Origin of the sequence: Lactobacillus sp. CBA3606, from assembly GCF_002970935.1 — a bacterium.
In the GTDB taxonomy this organism is placed as follows: Bacteria; Bacillota; Bacilli; order Lactobacillales; family Lactobacillaceae; genus Lactiplantibacillus.
Map to the genome: position 1 here is coordinate 591,504 of NZ_CP027194.1, position 18,104 is coordinate 609,607.

Annotated in this window: 15 protein-coding genes; all 15 read right to left on the reverse strand. The window is 43.0% G+C overall.

What is annotated here, in order from left to right; translation table 11 throughout:
• Positions 1–85: 85 nt before the first annotated feature.
• A complete protein-coding gene (gene rbfA, locus C5Z26_RS02970) occupies positions 86–439 on the reverse strand; it encodes a 30S ribosome-binding factor RbfA (RefSeq protein WP_105448539.1) in 354 nt (117 codons plus the stop codon).
• Between the two features lie 27 nt (positions 440–466).
• The gene (infB, locus tag C5Z26_RS02975; protein WP_105448540.1) at positions 467–3,124 is read right to left on the reverse strand and encodes a translation initiation factor IF-2; all 2,658 of its coding nucleotides are present in this window, start codon (positions 3,122–3,124) and stop codon (positions 467–469) included.
• Positions 3,125–3,138: 14 nt separating this feature from the next.
• Complete coding sequence (locus C5Z26_RS02980; RefSeq protein WP_105448541.1) at positions 3,139–3,444, reverse strand: L7Ae/L30e/S12e/Gadd45 family ribosomal protein; 306 nt, start codon at positions 3,442–3,444, stop codon at positions 3,139–3,141.
• A complete protein-coding gene (gene rnpM / locus C5Z26_RS02985; RefSeq protein ID WP_105448542.1) occupies positions 3,434–3,733 on the reverse strand; it encodes an RNase P modulator RnpM in 300 nt (99 codons plus the stop codon). The genes C5Z26_RS02980 and rnpM overlap by 11 nt, the downstream gene beginning before the upstream one ends.
• A gap of 18 nt (positions 3,734–3,751) precedes the next feature.
• Positions 3,752–4,966, reverse strand: a complete 1,215-nt coding sequence (gene nusA, locus C5Z26_RS02990; RefSeq protein WP_234005718.1) for a transcription termination factor NusA — start codon at positions 4,964–4,966, stop codon at positions 3,752–3,754.
• A gap of 19 nt (positions 4,967–4,985) precedes the next feature.
• Entirely contained in the window at positions 4,986–5,462 is a 477-nt protein-coding gene (gene rimP / locus C5Z26_RS02995; RefSeq protein ID WP_105448543.1) for a ribosome maturation factor RimP, read from the reverse strand.
• Between the two features lie 136 nt (positions 5,463–5,598).
• Positions 5,599–9,915 (reverse strand): PolC-type DNA polymerase III, encoded by a 4,317-nt coding sequence (locus tag C5Z26_RS03000; protein ID WP_105448544.1) that lies wholly within the window; start codon positions 9,913–9,915, stop codon positions 5,599–5,601.
• A 132-nt stretch (positions 9,916–10,047) separates the two neighbouring features.
• On the reverse strand, positions 10,048–11,757 hold the full coding sequence (locus C5Z26_RS03005) for a proline--tRNA ligase (protein WP_105448545.1): 1,710 nt from the start codon (positions 11,755–11,757) through the stop codon (positions 10,048–10,050).
• A gap of 40 nt (positions 11,758–11,797) precedes the next feature.
• Entirely contained in the window at positions 11,798–13,075 is a 1,278-nt protein-coding gene (gene rseP, locus C5Z26_RS03010; RefSeq protein ID WP_105448546.1) for an RIP metalloprotease RseP, read from the reverse strand.
• Between the two features lie 43 nt (positions 13,076–13,118).
• Positions 13,119–13,904: a phosphatidate cytidylyltransferase gene (locus C5Z26_RS03015; protein ID WP_105448547.1), complete on the reverse strand. Its 786-nt coding sequence runs from the start codon at positions 13,902–13,904 to the stop codon at positions 13,119–13,121.
• A gap of 16 nt (positions 13,905–13,920) precedes the next feature.
• A complete protein-coding gene (gene uppS / locus C5Z26_RS03020; protein WP_105448548.1) occupies positions 13,921–14,700 on the reverse strand; it encodes an undecaprenyl pyrophosphate synthase in 780 nt (259 codons plus the stop codon).
• 119 nt (positions 14,701–14,819) lie between these two features.
• Positions 14,820–15,383, reverse strand: coding sequence for a ribosome recycling factor (frr, locus tag C5Z26_RS03025; protein ID WP_105448549.1), 564 nt, complete (start codon positions 15,381–15,383; stop codon positions 14,820–14,822).
• A 1-nt stretch (position 15,384) separates the two neighbouring features.
• Complete coding sequence (gene pyrH, locus C5Z26_RS03030) at positions 15,385–16,107, reverse strand: UMP kinase (protein ID WP_105448550.1); 723 nt, start codon at positions 16,105–16,107, stop codon at positions 15,385–15,387.
• A 155-nt stretch (positions 16,108–16,262) separates the two neighbouring features.
• Positions 16,263–17,141 carry a translation elongation factor Ts gene (tsf, locus tag C5Z26_RS03035; RefSeq protein WP_105448551.1) on the reverse strand — a complete coding sequence of 293 codons (879 nt, stop codon included), beginning with the start codon at positions 17,139–17,141 and terminating at the stop codon, positions 16,263–16,265.
• A gap of 101 nt (positions 17,142–17,242) precedes the next feature.
• The gene (gene rpsB, locus C5Z26_RS03040) at positions 17,243–18,046 is read right to left on the reverse strand and encodes a 30S ribosomal protein S2 (RefSeq protein WP_105448552.1); all 804 of its coding nucleotides are present in this window, start codon (positions 18,044–18,046) and stop codon (positions 17,243–17,245) included.
• Between the last annotated feature and the right edge of the window lie 58 nt (positions 18,047–18,104).

The window sequence follows — 18,104 nt, forward strand, 5'->3', positions numbered from 1 at the left end:
TTCAGTATACCACACCACTTGGCCGCCAAAAAAGCGTCGCCAATCCAAATGGATTGGGCGACGCTTTTTAAGGTTAACGTCTTGCTTAATCTTGACGTTTCAAGTTGTTAATCAACTGATCAATGTGACTCCCATATTGGACGGAATGATCCCGCTCAAAAGTAAGTTCAGGCGTCTTATAAATACTGAGACGTGATCCTAATTCACTCCGAATCAAGCCCTTCGCTTTTTCAAGCCCGGCAGCCGTCTTCGCATCATCTGATGCTTTATCAGATAAAATACTGTAGTAAATCGTTGCTTGCTGTAAATCGCCCGTTACCGTTACGCCGGTAATCGTCAATCCAGCCACGCGTGGATCACGAACTCGTTTCAATAAAATGTCATCGACTTCGCGTTGAATCTCTTGCTCTAGTCGACCGACTCGATAATGTTGTGCCATCGCTAATGCACCTCCGTTGGCGTCCGTTTATTCAACCGGAACTTCCTTCATGACATAAGCTTCGATAACATCGTTAACACGAATATCGTTATAATCTTCAATCCGTAAACCTAATTCAAAGCCTTGCTTAACTTCCTTAACGTCATCTTTGAAACGTCGTAAGCTGGCTAACTTGCCATCATAAATAACGACACTATCACGGATAACACGAACACCGGAGTCCCGATGGATCACCCCATCAGTGACCATCCCACCACCGATTGTACCAATCTTAGAAACCTTATAGATTTCACGGATTTCGGCTTGACCAGTGATTTTTTCTTCGTAAGTTGGTTCGAGCATCCCCTTCATCGCACTTTCGATTTCGTCGATTGCATTATAAATAACTTGATGCAACCGAATATCAACATCGTCCGTGTCAGCTTGGGACTTGGCTTGTGGCGTTGGCCGCACATTGAACCCAATAATGATGGCATTACTTGCTTCTGCTAAAGCGACATCACTTTCGTTAATGGCCCCAACTGCGGTATGGATAATATTGACCCGCACGCCTTCAACTTCAATCTTCCGTAAACTACCAGCTAAGGCTTCCACGGAACCTTGAACATCCGCCTTAATAATGACGTCAACTTCTTTAATTTCACCTTGTTTCATTGAATCAAACAAGTTATCCAAAGTAACGTGTGCAGTTTGCTTCCGTTCATCCATTAAAGCTTGCTTAGCCCGTTGTTCACCAGCATCACGCGCTGTCTTTTCGTCATCGAAGACTACGAAACGATCACCAGCTTCAGGAACATCACTTAATCCAGTGATTTCAATTGGCGTTGATGGAATGGCTTCTTTCAGGCGTCGGCCTTGATCATTGGTCATCGTCCGTACACGACCATAGGTATTCCCAACAACAACTGGGTCCCCAACATGCATCGTCCCTTGTTGAACCAACAAGGTTGCTGTTGAGCCTTTACCACGATCTAAACTAGCTTCTAGTACTGAACCAGCCGCATTTTGTTTTGGATTGGCCTTTAATTCTAAGACTTCTGCTTGTAATAAGATCATGTCCAATAATTCATCCAAGTTCTTACCGAATTTAGCTGAAATTTGAACAAAAATCGTATCGCCACCCCAGTCTTCAGAAATTAACCCATATTCAGTTAATTGTTCCATGACATGGTTCGGGTTAGCACCTGGCTTGTCAATCTTGTTAACCGCCACAATAATTGGGACCTTGGCAGCTTTCGCATGATTAATCGCTTCGATTGTTTGTGGCATAACACCATCATCGGCTGCCACAACCAAGACCGTAATATCGGTAATATCAGCACCACGCGCCCGCATTTCTGTAAAGGCCGCATGCCCAGGTGTATCCAAGAACGTAATCGGTTTACCGGCATGCTTGACCTGGTAAGCCCCAATCGCTTGGGTAATCCCACCAGCTTCACCAGCAGTAACGTGTGTATGCCGTAACTTATCAAGCAACGTCGTCTTACCATGATCAACGTGACCCATGACTGTAACAACTGGTGCCCGCGTTTCCAAGTTTTCGGTATTGTTGTTTTCATCATCGAAGAACTTATCTAAGTCGGTAACATCCACTTGGACTTTTTCTTGAGCATTGATGCCGTAATCAGCTGCTAGAACTTCAATCGTATCCTTATCTAAGGATTGATTTTGGTTGACCGCCACGCCTAACATAAATAACTTCTTGATAATTTCAGCTGGTTCGCGATGTAAAATTTTACCCAAATCTTGGGCGTTCATCCCGATGGTATAAATCAACGTTTCTGGCAATGGCCGGTCTTTACGTACTGAAACCGGCTTGTTGCTAACTTGACGAATCCGTTGATTCTTGCGGCTTTGTTTCTTATTGCGACGACGGTTGTTATTCCCGCCACGATAACGACTATTACTATTGTTTAAACCGCCACCAAAGCGGCCACTACCATTGCGGCTACTGTTATTGTTGTTGCTGCCGCTAGTGGTTCGATTGCTGTTACTGGTCCGATTAGCACTCGTTGTTGACCGGTTACTACTCGTATTTGATCGGTTACTACTGGTGTTAGAACGATTTGAACTGGTAGTTGACCGGTTTGAACTAGTCGTTGATCGGTTCGTATTGTTGCTAGTACGACTTGAGTTATTCGATGAATTCCGCGAGCCAGTCGTGTTATTTGAGCGGTTAGCTGAGTTGCCATTACTCCGGCTACTATTGTTACTCGTCCGGTTGTTAGTCGTATTAGAACGACTAGTATTGCCGTTACTCCGGTTACTATTAGTCGTATTTGACCGTGAGCTTGATGGTCGTGAATTAGTTGAACTAGTCCGACTACTATTGTTGCTACTCCGGTTTTGGCTACTACTGTTGCTACTGCTATTATTAGTTTTGTTATTATTTCGATTATTATTCAAAGAATCACCACTCTGTTGATGACGCGAGTTGGATTGCTGCTGGTTAGCAGTTCGTGTCACACTTTTGGCTTCAGTTTTTGAAGCCGGACTGGTTGCCCCAGTCGTTGTAGATTTCGGATTGGTAACAGTGCGAGCGCCCTTTAACTGCCGCGCTTCATTGTCACCGAGTGTCGACATATGATTTTTGACGGAGAATCCCAACTGTTGTGCTTGCGCAATCAACTGTTTACTTGGAATATCTAGCTCCTTCGCTAATTCATAAATTCGCTTTTTCCCCATATCTTCACCCTCCTTTAACTAGTCATGATCGCTACCATCTTCCGCGCAAATCCGCGATCGGTAATCGCATAAACGGTGCGTTGATTACCGGTTGCCGTGTTCATTTCCGCTTTTGTAAACGTATCGATCACTGGTACATCATAAAATTGGGCCTTGTCATGAAACTTCTTAGCAGTCGTGGGACCGGCATCACTGGCAATAAAGACCAATTTTGCCGATTGGTTACGAATTGCAGCTAGGGTTAACCCTTCGCCCGCAATTTGTTTTCTGGCACGCCTTGAAAGGCCCAGTAGGTTTAAACAAGCTTGATTAGGCGTCATCACCGAACAATTCCTTTCGGGCCTGTTGATGATCAACATATGCCACTAAATCATCATAGAATGCGGCGTCCACTTTAATCCCAAAAGCCTTATCAAAAGTCTTTTGCTTTTTGGCCTGCGCCGCAATCTTAACATCTAATGCGATATAAGCGCCACGACCTGGATTTTTACCCGTTGGATCAACGGACACTTCATCTTGCTTGTTTTTAACAACCCGGACTAAGTCTTTCTTGGGATGCATCTCACCCGTTACAATATCTTTACGTAACGGCACTTTTCTTTTTTTCATATCCCGGACCTCCTCTAATTACGCCTCATCACTCGCTGAAGGATGCGACTCATCAGCTACCGTTGCGGTAACATCTAAGTCATCATCGTCAGCACTTGATGGTTCATCTGGCGCAACACTGTCAGCAACCACATCGACTTCCGGTGCATCGGGGGTTGATTCAGGTGCTACTTCAGCTGGCTTTTCATCCATTATATCAGAAGCTTCGGTTTCAGATTTAATATCGATCTTAAATCCAGTTAATTTTGCAGCTAAGCGGGCATTTTGTCCCCGTTTACCGATTGCCAATGATAATTGATAATCTGGCACAATTACTGTACAGCCACGTTCATTTTCAGGATCAAAGATAACATCCAAAACTTCAGCTGGGTTTAAGGCATTGGCAATAAAGACAGCCGTATCATCCGTCCATTCCACAATGTCCATATTTTCGCCGTGCAGCTCATTAACGATGGTTTGGACCCGTTGGCCTTTAGGACCGACACAAGTCCCCACAGGGTCAACGTTAGGGTTATTAGAACGAACCGCAACCTTCGCCCGATCGCCAGCTTCACGAGCAATCGAAACAATCTCAACAATCCCATCAAAAATTTCAGGGACTTCTTGTTCAAATAATCGTTTCAATAAATCTGGCGCAGTCCGTGAAACGAAGACTTGCGGCCCTTTAGCAGCATTCTCAACCTTCGAAACATAAACCTTAATCCGGTCATGAATCCGATAAGTCTCGCCAGGTAATTGATCCGCCCGGCTCATAACAGCTTCGACTTTACCTAAGCTAACATAAACAAACCGATTATCTTGGCGTTCAACTTCACCAGTCACGATTTCATTCTCGTATTGGCTGTATTCATCAAAGATTATCCCACGTTCAGCTTCGCGTACCCGTTGCATAATAACTTGTTTAGCGGTTTGGGCCGCAATCCGACCAAAGTTTTTAGGCGTGACTTCAAACCGAATATCATCGCCTAATTCGTAGGCTCGATTAATTGCTAGGGCATCTTGCAAACTAACTTCCAAACGGGAATCAAACACATCTTCCACGACTTCTTTAACCGCATAAACATGAATATTACCTTTAATTTGATCAAAGTCAACTTCCACGTTTTGGGCTTGGCCGTAATTGCGCTTATAAGCTGAAACTAACGCCGCTTCTAAGGCTTCAATGACGACTTCTTTTTTGATGCCTTTTTCTGATTCAAGGGTGTCTAACGCCCCTAATAATTCCTTACTCATGTGTAAACTCCTTTGCTAACTAGAACTTAACCGCTAATCGGGCTTGTGCAATTTGTTGCCGATCAATGGTAATCGTCTTGTGCCGCGTTTTATCTAAGTAATCAATGGTCAAAGTGGTTGGGGTAACTGCTTTTAAGTCGCCTTCAAAGATTTTCTTACCATCTAATTTTTGATATAAGCCAACGTGGACGTATTGTCCAATCGCCATTTCGTAATCGGCTTCTTTTTTCAAAGGCCGTTCAGCACCCGGTGAGGATACCTCCAAGAAATAGGCTTGTGGAATTGGGTCTGGATCCATTGTATCTAATTTTTCACTTAATTCATCACTGACCATTGCACATTCTTCAATGTTAATGCCACCTGGTTTATCGATATAGATTCGCAAGTACCAACTTTGGCTCTCACGAACAAATTCAACATCGACTAATTCAAACTGATGGGCAGTCACAATCGTTTGTGCCAAAGGTTGAATGGTCTCAACAACAGTATTGCTCACGTCTACGCCTCCTATCCAGATTAGTCCAATAAAAAGAGTGAGCATCGCTGCTCACTCGTTAACGAGTTTTAAAATACACTCATATATTATCATAATTGGACTAAATCCGCAACTCTACGCTGTTTTAACGTCGCAATTAGAATAGTGAAAGTTGGTTTTCATCAGGCAAGCCTTCTAAAACCCCATTTTCAGTCATAAAGTCAATTAATGTCTTGGAAACTTTGCCTCGTTTAGACAAGTCTTCCTTTGATAAAAACGGCTTATCCGCCCGAGCCGCCACAATTTGTTTAGCGACGTTCAGCCCCAAACCAGGCACGGAGCGGAATGGCGCAATCAATGTTTTACCATCAATTAACCAATCAGACGCATCCGACTTGTCTAAATCAACCATCGAAAAATTGAACCCCCGTTCAAGCATTTCATTGGCTAATTCCAACACGGTCAGCAGATTTTTCTCCTTCGTCGACGCATCCATACCTTTATCAGTAATTGTCTTCATTGCGGCTTTCACGGCTTCTTTACCATGGGCCATTGCAACTAAGTCAAAATCATCGGCTCGAACTGAGAAGTAGGCTGTGTAGTAAATCAGTGGGAAATAAACCTTGAAATACGCCACCCGCAACGCCATCAAAATATACGCCGCGGCATGGGCCCGCGGGAACATATACTTAATCTTCAAACAAGATTCAATGTACCAATCAGGAACATCGGCATCTTTCATCGCTTGTTGCCAATCATCAGGAATCCCACGCCCTTTTCGCACGTGCTCCATAATCTGAAATGACATATCTGATTCCATCCCATAATGAATCAAGTCGGTCATGATATTATCCCGACAACCAATAACCTCGGCCAAAGTGACGGTGCCATCTTTAATCAATTCTTCGGCATTTCCCAACCAAACATCTGTCCCATGGGAAAGACCGGAGATCTGTAATAGTTCATTAAAGGTCGACGGATGGGTCTCTTCCAGCATCCCACGGACAAATCGCGTCCCAAATTCTGGAATTCCTAAGGTCCCGGTTTTGGAGAAAATCTGTTCCGCAGTCACCCCAAGCACTTCTGGACTCGAAAAAATCTTCATCACATTGGGATCAACTGGTGGAATACTTTCCGGATTAACCCCTGATAAATCTTGGAGCATCCGAATCATAGTTGGATCATCATGACCCAAAATATCAATTTTTAAAATATTATCATGAATCGAATGGAAATCAAAATGGGTCGTTTGCCAAGCCGCACTCTGATCATCCGCGGGATACTGAACTGGCGTAAAATCATAAATATCCATGTAATCCGGCACAACAATAATACCAGCCGGATGTTGCCCAGTCGTTCGTTTAACCCCGGTCGTCCCTTTCGCTAACCGATCAATCTCAGCATTTCGCAACGTCTGATTGGTATCCCGTTCATACGCTTTAACGTAGCCATAACCCGTTTTGTCTGCCACCGTCCCAATCGTCCCAGCTCGATAAACATTCTTCTCACCGAACAAGACTTTCGTATAATTGTGGGCAATTGGCTGATAATCGCCTGAAAAGTTCAAATCAATATCAGGGACTTTATTCCCGTAAAAGCCTAAGAACGTTTCGAAAGGAATATTATGGCCATCTCGCACTAAGTTAGTCCCACACTCAGGACAAGCCTTGGGCGGCAAATCATAACCGGAACCATATTCATTATTTGTATAAAAGTGCGAATATTGGCAGTTTGGACACCGATAATGCGGCGGCATGGGGTTAACTTCAGTAATCCCCGACAAGGTAGCCACTAAACTAGAGCCCACTGACCCCCGCGAGCCAACTAAGTAACCATCTTTATTACTCTTAAATACCAAACGTTGCGCAATCAGATAAATCACTGAGAACCCATTGCCGACAATACTCTTTAATTCTTTATCGACACGCTTCTGTACAATTTCTGGTAATGGCTGACCGTACCAAGCATGTGCCCGATCCATGGTTAACTTTTTAATTTCATCTTCGGCGCCGGCCATTCGTGGTGTATAAAGCTTATCCTTGACCGGCCGAACCACTTCAAACTGAGCTGCAATTTGTTGCGGGGTCGTCACGACAAGCTCATGTGCTGTGGCTTCACCTAAGAAACTAAAATCTTTTAACATTTCCGTGGTCGTCCGAAAATGGACATCCGGGCGCTCTGTCCGATTCAACGGATTGGCCCCACCTTGTGAATGAATCAAAATCTTCCGATATATTTTATCTTCCGGATTTAGATAATGGACATCCCCAGTCGCAGCAACCGGAATCTTTAAATCATGGCCCAAATCAACCATATTTTTAATAATTTCTTCCAAATGCGCATTATCTGCAATTAAGCCACTTTCGATCAATGGCGCATACACTGGTTTTGGCTGGACTTCCAAAAAGTCATAGTAACTCGCTTTTTGTCGCGCTTCTGCCTGACCTTTTTGCATCATTGCCGTAAAGACTTCGCCACTGGCGCATGCTGATCCTACTAAAATCCCATCGCGATATTTATTCAGCACACTACGCGGCACTCGCGGCACACGATAATAATAGGCCACATTTGATAGTGAAATGATTCGGAATAAATTCTTAAGCCCGGCTTGCGTTTGCGCATATAAGGTTGCGTGAAAAGGCCGAGCATGTCGATACGCCGCATTTTCATTCATATGATCATTTAGTTGGTCATGGAATTGAACGCCATAACGGTCTTCAGCATCTTTCAAAAACAAATGATTCAAGTGTCCGGTTGATTCTGCATCATAAATCGCCCGGTGATGATGTTCCAAAGCCACATTGAACTTTTTGGCTAGGGTATTCAACCGATAACTTTTAAAAGTTGGATATAGCCAACGCGCCAAAGTTAACGTATCAATAATTGGATTCTCAATTGGTCCCATCCCATGACGTGCATAACCTGTATTCATAAAGCCCACATCAAAAGTAACGTTATGTCCAACAATAATGGCGTCACCGTAAAAATCACGAAAGTCTTTAAAGACCTCTTCTTCAGACTTAGAGCCACGAACCATATCATCCGTAATACTGGTTAAATTAGTCGTCGTTTCTGATAAATGAAATCCAGGATCAATAAATGCTTCAAATTGATCAACAACATTCCCTTTGACCATTTTAACCGCCGATAGTTCAATGACCTTATCGTAAATCGCCGATAACCCCGTTGTTTCAACGTCAAAGATAACGTAAGTGGTCTCTTTCAAGTCCGTGTGGGCGTCATTATACGCAATCGGCACCCCATCATCGACCATGTTCGCTTCCACACCGTACAAAATCTTAATATGGTTCTTTTCACCGGCAGCAAAAGCTTCTGGAAAGGCCTGTGCTCCCGAATGATCAGTAATTGCAATCGCTGGATGCCCCCATTTGGCCGCTTGCTTCACATAATCGCTCACACCATTAGTTGCATCCATCTGACTCATATTCGAGTGTAAGTGTAATTCCACTCGTTTTTCATCAGCAGGCGCCGTATCTTGCCGCGTCGCATGCGATGTTTCATTAATATCATACGCATTAATCGTCAAGTCTCGCATGAAACTATCTTCTTGCACTGAGCCGCGGGCACGAACCCACATCCCAGGTTTTAAGGCCGCAAATTGCGCCTCATCTTCACTATTACGCGAGAACTTCTTAATGACCATTGATGAACTGTAATCAGTCACTTTTAAAATTAAGAGTTGCCGTTGTGACCGTAAAACCCGGACTTCCATGTCAAAAACATAACCTTCAACAATAACCGAACGTTCTTCTTCTGTGATTTGAACCATTTGTTTGGCCGGTTCAGCTGGATTAATTTGTTTTCCTAATTGAACTGGACCATCAATTTGAGCTGGTGCATCGGCTTGCTGCTGACGCTTTTCATTGGCTTTTTTTATCGCCACTGCGGCTTTTTTGGCTAACGCTTCATCAGATTTAGCCTTCTGCACATGAAAAGCATTGATTTTGGCTTGCGAGGCTGATTCATCAATCATCGTATGCACTGAAAACTTAGGAAATCCAAGTTGCTGATAGGTTGCTTCGATAGGACCAAGCGCCTGATTATTCAAAAAATTCTGAATCACTTCATTTTCAGCTAATAATAAGACACGACCATCTTCATACGTTGGCACATTGCTATTACACAATGATTGTACTAAAGGCGATGAAATCCCACTATTTTGAACAATCCATTCCCAATAATCGGCCAACAACCGTTGATTAACTGCCTCGTCATCCGTGGTAATTCGTAGTTGAACACCAGCAATGTCATGAAAAGCGGCACTTAGCTGGTTCTGAAATGTCATAAATTGCGTATATGGCAACACGTGTTGGAAATGAAGTTGGAATTCCCAGACCTTTGACGTTTGATGCACGACTAACTTTTCAATCGTCGCATCGGTAAAGGCGGGATCCATCGCCATTCCAATCTGTTCAAGCAATTTCGTAAACATTTCTTGCTGATTTAAACTCACGCTGGTTCCTCCTTGGTTACAACTAACTAAAATCACCTAGTTTCTAGGTTGCCGAAACTAGGTGACTTCTGCCTACATTATCATTAAGTGTACGCATTTTTAGACTAACTTGCAACGATTGCACTGCAAAGCTTAGTTAATGTTTTTTAATAAAACTGCCAAATTATTGGCGATTTCTTCTTGTTTAACTTCTAACGTTTCACCAGTTTGACGAAGCTTAATTTCAACAATGCCTTCACTGGCCTTTTTCCCAATCGTAATCCGTGCAGGAATACCCATTAAATCAGAATCCGCGAACTTAACCCCTGGCCGTTCTTTCCGGTCATCATAAAGCACATGATACCCAGCCGCTTCCAATTGTGCTTCGGCCTGATTGGCAACTTCGACTTGGTCTGCTTTTTTAGGATTAACTGGAATCACATGCACGTCAAATGGGGCGATGGCTTTGGGCCACACTAACCCATTTTCGTCTGAGCGCTGTTCGGCAATGGCTGAAAGTAACCGTGAGACCCCGATTCCATAACATCCCATAATAACTGGAATATTTCGACCATTTTGATCCAAGACTTCGGCATGTAAATCTTTAGAATAACGCGTCCCTAATTTAAAGATATGTCCAATCTCAATTCCCTTGGTAAACTTCAAGACTCCAGCGCCATCAGGTGATAATTCGCCCTCTTGCGCAAACCGAATATCGACATAAGCTTCAGCGTGGAAATCTCGCTCTGGATTAACATTAATCAGATGATGGCCATCTTCATTAGCGCCAACCGTAATATTCGCCATATCCTTAACATAAACATCCGCAATAATTTTAACTTCATCACTAACGCCAACTGGGCCTAATGATCCAAAGCTAGCCTTAAGATACGTTTGCGCTTGTTCAGGAGTTGCCATTACTAAGGTATCCACACCAAGGTAATTCTTTAATTTAATGTCATTAACTTCGTGATCGCCACGAACTAATGCCATTACTGGTTCGTCATCTGCCATAAACAGCATACTCTTAACCAATTGATCAGCATCAACTTGTAAGAATTCAGCCAATTCATCAATTGTGCCAACACCAGGGGTGTCAATTTTTTCCAAGTCTTTTAGTGAAGCATGTGACTTCTTAGGCACGTACAAACTCCGGGCCATTTCGAGGTTAGCGGCATAGTCACTCGCATCAGAATAGACAATTGTATCTTCACCAACTGGCGCAATCGCTGAATATTCACGCGAATCCTTGCCACCCATGGCACCGCCATCACCAATAATTGAACGAAATTGTAACCCACACCGTTCAAAAATATTTTGATAAGCTTGCGCCATCCCTTGGAACGTTTCGTCTAAGGAATCTTCATCTGCATGAAATGAATAGGCATCCTTCATGATAAATTCTCGTCCCCGTAATAAGCCATAACGTGGCCGATCTTCATCACGATACTTTGCTTGGATTTGATACAACGTTAAGGGGAGCTTTTTGTATGATTTAACTTCGTCACGAATGATGGAAGTGAACGTTTCTTCATGGGTCGGACCCAAGATAAATTCCCGATCATGCCGGTTTTTTAACTTAAAAAGTTCTGGGCCATAAGTTTGGTAACGGCCCGTTGCTTGCCAAAGTTCCGCGGGAATTACTGCTGGAACTAACATTTCAGCTGCCTCAATTTTTTCCATTTCTTCACGAATAATTTGTTCAATATTCGTCAATACCCGGTAGGCCAATGGTAAATACGCATACATCCCCGCTGAAATTTGCCGAATATAGCCGGCCCGTAACATCATTTGATGACTTAACGCTTCCGCGTCATTAGGCACTTCTTTTAAAGTTGGAATTAACAATTTTGATTGTTTCATCTACAAATATTCTCCTTAATTGTTCTGATCTAAGTCAAGCTTAGAAAAAATAACGCTGAATATCATTCCAAGTCACTAAAACCATTAATAACATTAATAAGCCAAAACCAATTAATGTAATCACACTTTCAGTTTCAAGTCGTAGTGGTTTACCACGAATACCTTCAACGATGTTTAATAAAATTTTACCACCATCCAGGGCCGGAATGGGTAACAAATTAACAATCCCTAAATTAATCGACAAGACTGCTAATAAATAAATCACCTGCCGCACCCCAGATTTGGCTGCTTGTGAGGTCGTTGCAAAAATTGCGACCGGCCCACCAAGGTCATTCAAACTAAAGCCATGAGTCACCATATGCCCTAATACTTGGAAAATTTGTTTCGTAATATTCCACGCACCAGTCACGCCATAGCCTAATTTTGCGCCTAAACTCGTATCCGTGACCGTCGCCCATTTAACCCCAATTTGACCAACTCGATTACCTGCAACTTTTTTAGCTGCTGGCTTGACCGCAATTGTTTGGGTTTTCCCCGCTCGTTTAAGGGTTAACTGCAACCGTTTATTAGGATTATCTTGAATAAGTAACGAAATTGACTGCGCATCCGTCATTTTTTTGCCATTGACAGCAACGATTTGATCATTTTTCTGAATGCCAGCTTGGCGCGCAACTGAATGGGCCGTCGTGCCAGCAACATGCGTGGTCACCGTTGTTACGCCACCTTGCATAAATGCTAAGATAGCAAACGTAATGATGGCTAAAATGAAGTTATTCATTGGGCCCGCAAAATTAGTGAGCATTCGTTGCCACAACTTAGCTGATTGAAACTGGACATCTACCGGTGCAATCTGAACTTCGGTCCCATCGTGCTCGACAATGGTCGCATCGTGTTGTACCTGGTAACGTTTAACCGCAGTTTCATCGCCATTTTCATAGCCTTCAATCCAAAGTTCTTTTTCTAAATCCGTGGCCGTAACCGACATGGGAATCCCATTAAATAAAGTTGTTTTCTTACTAGCATTAATGGAATGAACCAACCCATCCGCGCCAATTTGTAAACTAACTGGCGTACCAGGCTTCAGTTCTTCATCCTCATCATCGGCGACGCCGGCCATCCGTACATAACCACCAATGGGTAATAAACGTAACGTATAGGTAGTTGCATGCCGTCGCATGGCCACAATCTTAGGCCCCATGCCGACTGAGAATTCGCGCACTAAAATTCCGGCTCGTTTGGCAAAAAAGAAATGTCCAAACTCATGAACAATAACGAGAATCCCAAAAACGATGATGAACGTAATAATCGTAACTATCAAATTAACGTTCCTTTCTCCCACCTAATTCGGGGAACTGCCAGCCTTAAAAGAGACCAAATAAATGTGCAATTGGGAAAACTAATAACATACTATCAAACCGATCTAAAATCCCACCGTGTCCTGGTAAAATTTTACCAGAATCTTTCACACCATAGTAACGTTTCAACGCAGATTCGACGAGATCACCGAATTGACCCACAATTGATAAGATAATCGTGATTGCTAACATACTGAACCAGTTGGTATATCCCACTTGGAACCAGAGGGCAAAGGCCATCCCAATTACAACACCAATCACACTACCACCGATACAACCTTCCCACGTTTTATTCGGGCTAATGGGGGTTACTTTATGTTGACCTAATTTCCGACCAACTGAGTACGCACCGCTATCAGTCGCCCAAACGATAAAGAGCAGATAGAGAAGCATTTCCACGTTAACACCACGGGCAGCGGTAAAGTAGTTAAAGCCCATCCCGATATAGAAAATACCTAAAGTTAACATCCCTGCATCATCAAATGAAAACCGATTACGTGACCAAACTGTCCGTAACAGTAATAAAATAATGAGGAAATAAACAACATAAGCTTTGTTTAATTGATCTGGCAGTCCATTAAACCACTGATTAGGTGCAATCTCAATCATAACGGCCAGCATACTGATTAACGCTTCAAACGAAATCAATAGTTTTTTACGCATGATTAACAGCTCACCCATGGCAATTACTCCTAAGACCATGGCAACAATGTCTAACGTAATGCCACCTATAAAAATCACCGGTATAAATAGAATTAACGCAATTACGGCCGTAATGACCCGTTGTCTCATAACTTAAAACCCCTTTTTATTTTTGATCCGACAACCCGCCAAATCGGCGATCCCGCCGTTGGAAATCAGCAATACAAGCCTGTAAGGTCGTCGCTGAAAAGTCTGGCCATTTTACATCCGTAAAGACCAGTTCACTGTAAGCAATCTGCCACAGCAAAAAGTTGGAAATTCGTTCTTCACCACTGGTCCGAATCAATAAATCCGGATCATTATACGGTGCCAACTGAGCAGTCATTAGCGCTTGATCGACCGCCGTCTCATCAATCGCGTCAACTGCAAGATGCCCGTCAGCAACTTGTTGAGCAAGTGCTTTGATTCCGGTGACAATTTCAGCCCGTGAACCATAGTTTAATGCAAAGTTCAGTACCATACCATCACAGGCTTGGGTATCCGCAATCGCTTTGTTAACCGCCTTTTGGGTTGCAGCCGGCAACTGATCCGTATAACCCATCACTTGCACCCGAACGTTATTCTTAACCAAATCGGGCACAAAGGTATCAAAGAAGTTCACCGGTAGCTGCATTAAATAATTAACCTCAGCCTGTGGTCGCTTCCAATTCTCGGTTGAAAAGGCATACAAGGTTAACACTTTGACGCCAAGATCACTTGCCGCAATCGTGATTGTCTTAACTGTATTCATACCTTCTTTATGCCCAGCAATGCGCGGTAAATGCCGTGCTTTGGCCCAACGACCATTACCATCCATGATAATTGCAACATGCGCCGGTATCCGCTTAGGATCAAGTTCCACCGTAGCTGCGGTTGTTGCATCATTCTTATTTAAAAAAGCGAACAAATTGCACCTCCAAAAAAAGCTTAACCAAGCACTATTTTACCAAAAAAAGACCGATTAAACTATTAGTCAACAAAAAAAGGCTTGAATTTCTTCAAGCCTTAATAAATAGACAAGCTTTATTAGCCTTCAAGAATTTCTTTTTCCTTGTCAGCAACGATTGATTCGACTGCCTTACCAGCAGCATCTGTCAATTTTTGCGCTTGGTCTTCAAGTTCATGCAATTGATCATCCGTAAATTGGCCTGCTTTATGGCCGCGTTTTAAAGCATCCATCGCATCACGACGTGCATTTCGAACGGCAACCTTACCGCGTTCACCTTCGGCTTTAACATCTTTTGCCAATTCTTTACGACGTTCTTCAGTTAATTGTGGAATCACTAACCGAATTGCCGAACCATCATTAGCAGGACTGATACCCAAGTCAGAAGCCAAAATAGCTTTTTCAATTTCTTTTAAAGCTGTTTTATCGAATGGCGTTACCATCAAGACCCGTGGTTCTGGGACAGTAATTGAAGCCATTTGATTTAATGGCGTTAAAGTCCCATAATAATCGGCTGAAACGCGGCTTAATAAGGATGCATTTGCGCGACCTGCACGAATATTACCTAATTCACGTTGTAAGGCAACTTCAGCCTTCTTCATGTTGCTTTGTGCTTCTTTTAAGATTGGTTCTGTGACTGCCATGTTATTTCCCCCTGACGGTTGTGCCGATGTGTTCACCAGCAACAACTTTGCGAATATTGCCTGGCTCGTTCAAGTTAAAGACTACGACTGGAATATCATTATCCATTGATAATGAGCTAGCCGTGGTATCCATCACTTGTAAGCCTTTATTGATAATATCAAGATGAGTTAACTTATCGAATTTAACTGCGCTTGCATCTTTATTAGGATCAGCCGAATAAACCCCATCAACCCCATTTTTAGCCATTAAAATGGCATCAGCGTTGATTTCAGCTGCTCGTAAAGCGGCCGTGGTATCCGTTGAGAAATAAGGACTACCCGTACCACCAGCAAAGATGACAATCCGCCGTTTTTCTAAATGTCGCATCGCTTTGCGCCGAATATAAGGTTCAGCAATTTGACGCATTTCAATCGAAGTCTGAACGCGCGTCGGCACGCCGATTGATTCTAGGTTATCTTGTAACGCCAAAGCGTTCATGATGGTTGCTAGCATACCGATATAATCAGCTTGCGCACGTTCCATGCCCATTTGAGCACCGGCTTCACCACGCCACATATTCCCACCGCCAACAACGATGGCAATCTGAACACCCATATCATAAACATCCTTCAGTTCTTCAGCAACAGTCTTAATTACCGGTGGGTTAATTCCAAACCCTTTTTCACCGGCTAAAGCTTCACCACTCAACTTTAGGATTACTCGCTTATATTTAACTTCCGACATCGTTTTGTCCTCCTCGAGATTATCTGTAACTATTCTACCATAATATTAATAACCATTATAGCAAAGCCGTAATTAGCCGTTGATTTTGCTAAAAAGGGATCGCCACAAAACAATGTTTTGTCGCAATCCCCATTAGTAAAGTCGAAAATCGACAGTTAGTCTTTGATTTGGCTCATAACTTCATCAACGAAGCTACCAGTTTGTTTTTCGATGCCTTCGCCGACTTCAAAGCGAACAAAGGTATTAACCTTGCCACCCTTTGATTCAACGTAGTGGGCAACTGTTTGGTCAGAATCCTTAACGAATTCTTGATCGTCTAAGCTGATTTCTGAAAGCCATTTATTCAAGCGACCTTCAACCATCTTTTCGATGATTTTTTCAGGTTTGCCTTCATTTTGAGCTTCTTTAACCAAGACTTCTTTTTCATGTGCCAAGGTTTCGCTAGGAACTTCAGCCCGAGAAACGTATTCTGGGTTAATAGCAGCAACATGCATTGCAACATCCTTAGCAGTTTCAGCATCGGCACCGTCTAAGACGACCAGAACCCCAATTTGGCCACCATTATGCAGGTAAGCGCCAAAGTTTTGGTCGGCACTCTTTTCGATCACTTTGAAACGACGTAAGCTGATCTTTTCACCAGTAACTTGACTCGTTTCGATGATTGCATCATTGATCGTGCCCTTAGTGGTCTTTAAGGTCAAAGCATCTTCAACAGATGCTGGTGCTTCTAAAGCAATTTGGTCAGCAACGATATCAACTAAGTCTTTGAATTGGTCGCTTGAGGCAACAAAGTCAGTTTCTGAGTTAACTTCCACGATGGCAGCGTGGTCATCATGAATTGCGACAACAGCCATGCCTTCAGCGGCAACGCGGCCACTCTTCTTTTCAGCTTTAGCAACGCCTTTTTCACGTAAAACATCAACGGCCTTTTGCATGTCGCCTTCAGTTTCAACTAATGCCTTTTTAGCATCCATCATACCAACACCCGTTTTGTCACGGAGTTCTTTAACTTGTGCTGCTGAAATCTTTGCCATAGTTTACTCTCCTTTGAGTACGTTTGATTTTTTTATAAAAGGCTGCCCACAAAATCAGGCCGATGAGGTCCGCGATTTTTTAGACAGCCTAATTATTTCAATTATTTATTGTCAGACTTGGTGTTGTCACCTTCAACAGCTTCAACGATGTCTTCTAAAGAGTCAACTGACTTTTTAGCATCCTTGTCGCCCTTGAAAGAGGCTTCAGTAACGTCTTCGTCTTCACCTTGACGACCTTCAATAATGGCATCAGCCACTTTAGAAGTAATCAAACGAACGGCACGAATAGCATCGTCATTTGAAGGGATGATAACATCAATATCGTCAGGATCAGTATTAGTATCAACCATCGCTACGATTGGAATGTTCAATTTTTGAGCTTCCTTAACCGCAATTTGTTCCTTACGAGGGTCAACAATAAAGATAGCATCTGGAATCCGAGGCATATCTTCGATACCGCCCAAGAACTTCTCAAGCTTTGCCCGTTGTTTCATTAATAATGAAACTTCCTTCTTAGGCAAACGATCAAAAGTACCGTCTTCTTCCATCTTCTTCAAAGATTTAAGACGCTTGATCCGAGTTTGGATGGTGTTCCAGTTAGTCAAAGTCCCACCTAACCAACGATGGTTAACGTAGTATTGACCAGCACGGGTAGCTTCTTCTTCGATTGAATCTTGGGCTTGCTTCTTAGTCCCAACAAACAAAATAACGCCATCGTCAGCAGCGGTATCTTTAACAAAGTTGTAAGCTGAATCAATCATCTTAACCGTCTTTTGTAAGTCAATGATGTAGATTCCGTTACGTTCCGTAAAGATGTATGGTTTCATCTTTGGGTTCCAACGACGAGTTTGGTGACCGAAATGGACACCGGCTTCAAGCAATTGTTTCATAGAAATAACAGCCATAATATAATGTGCCTCCAAAAAATTAGTTTTGATCCTCCTCATAGCTCAACTGACCACG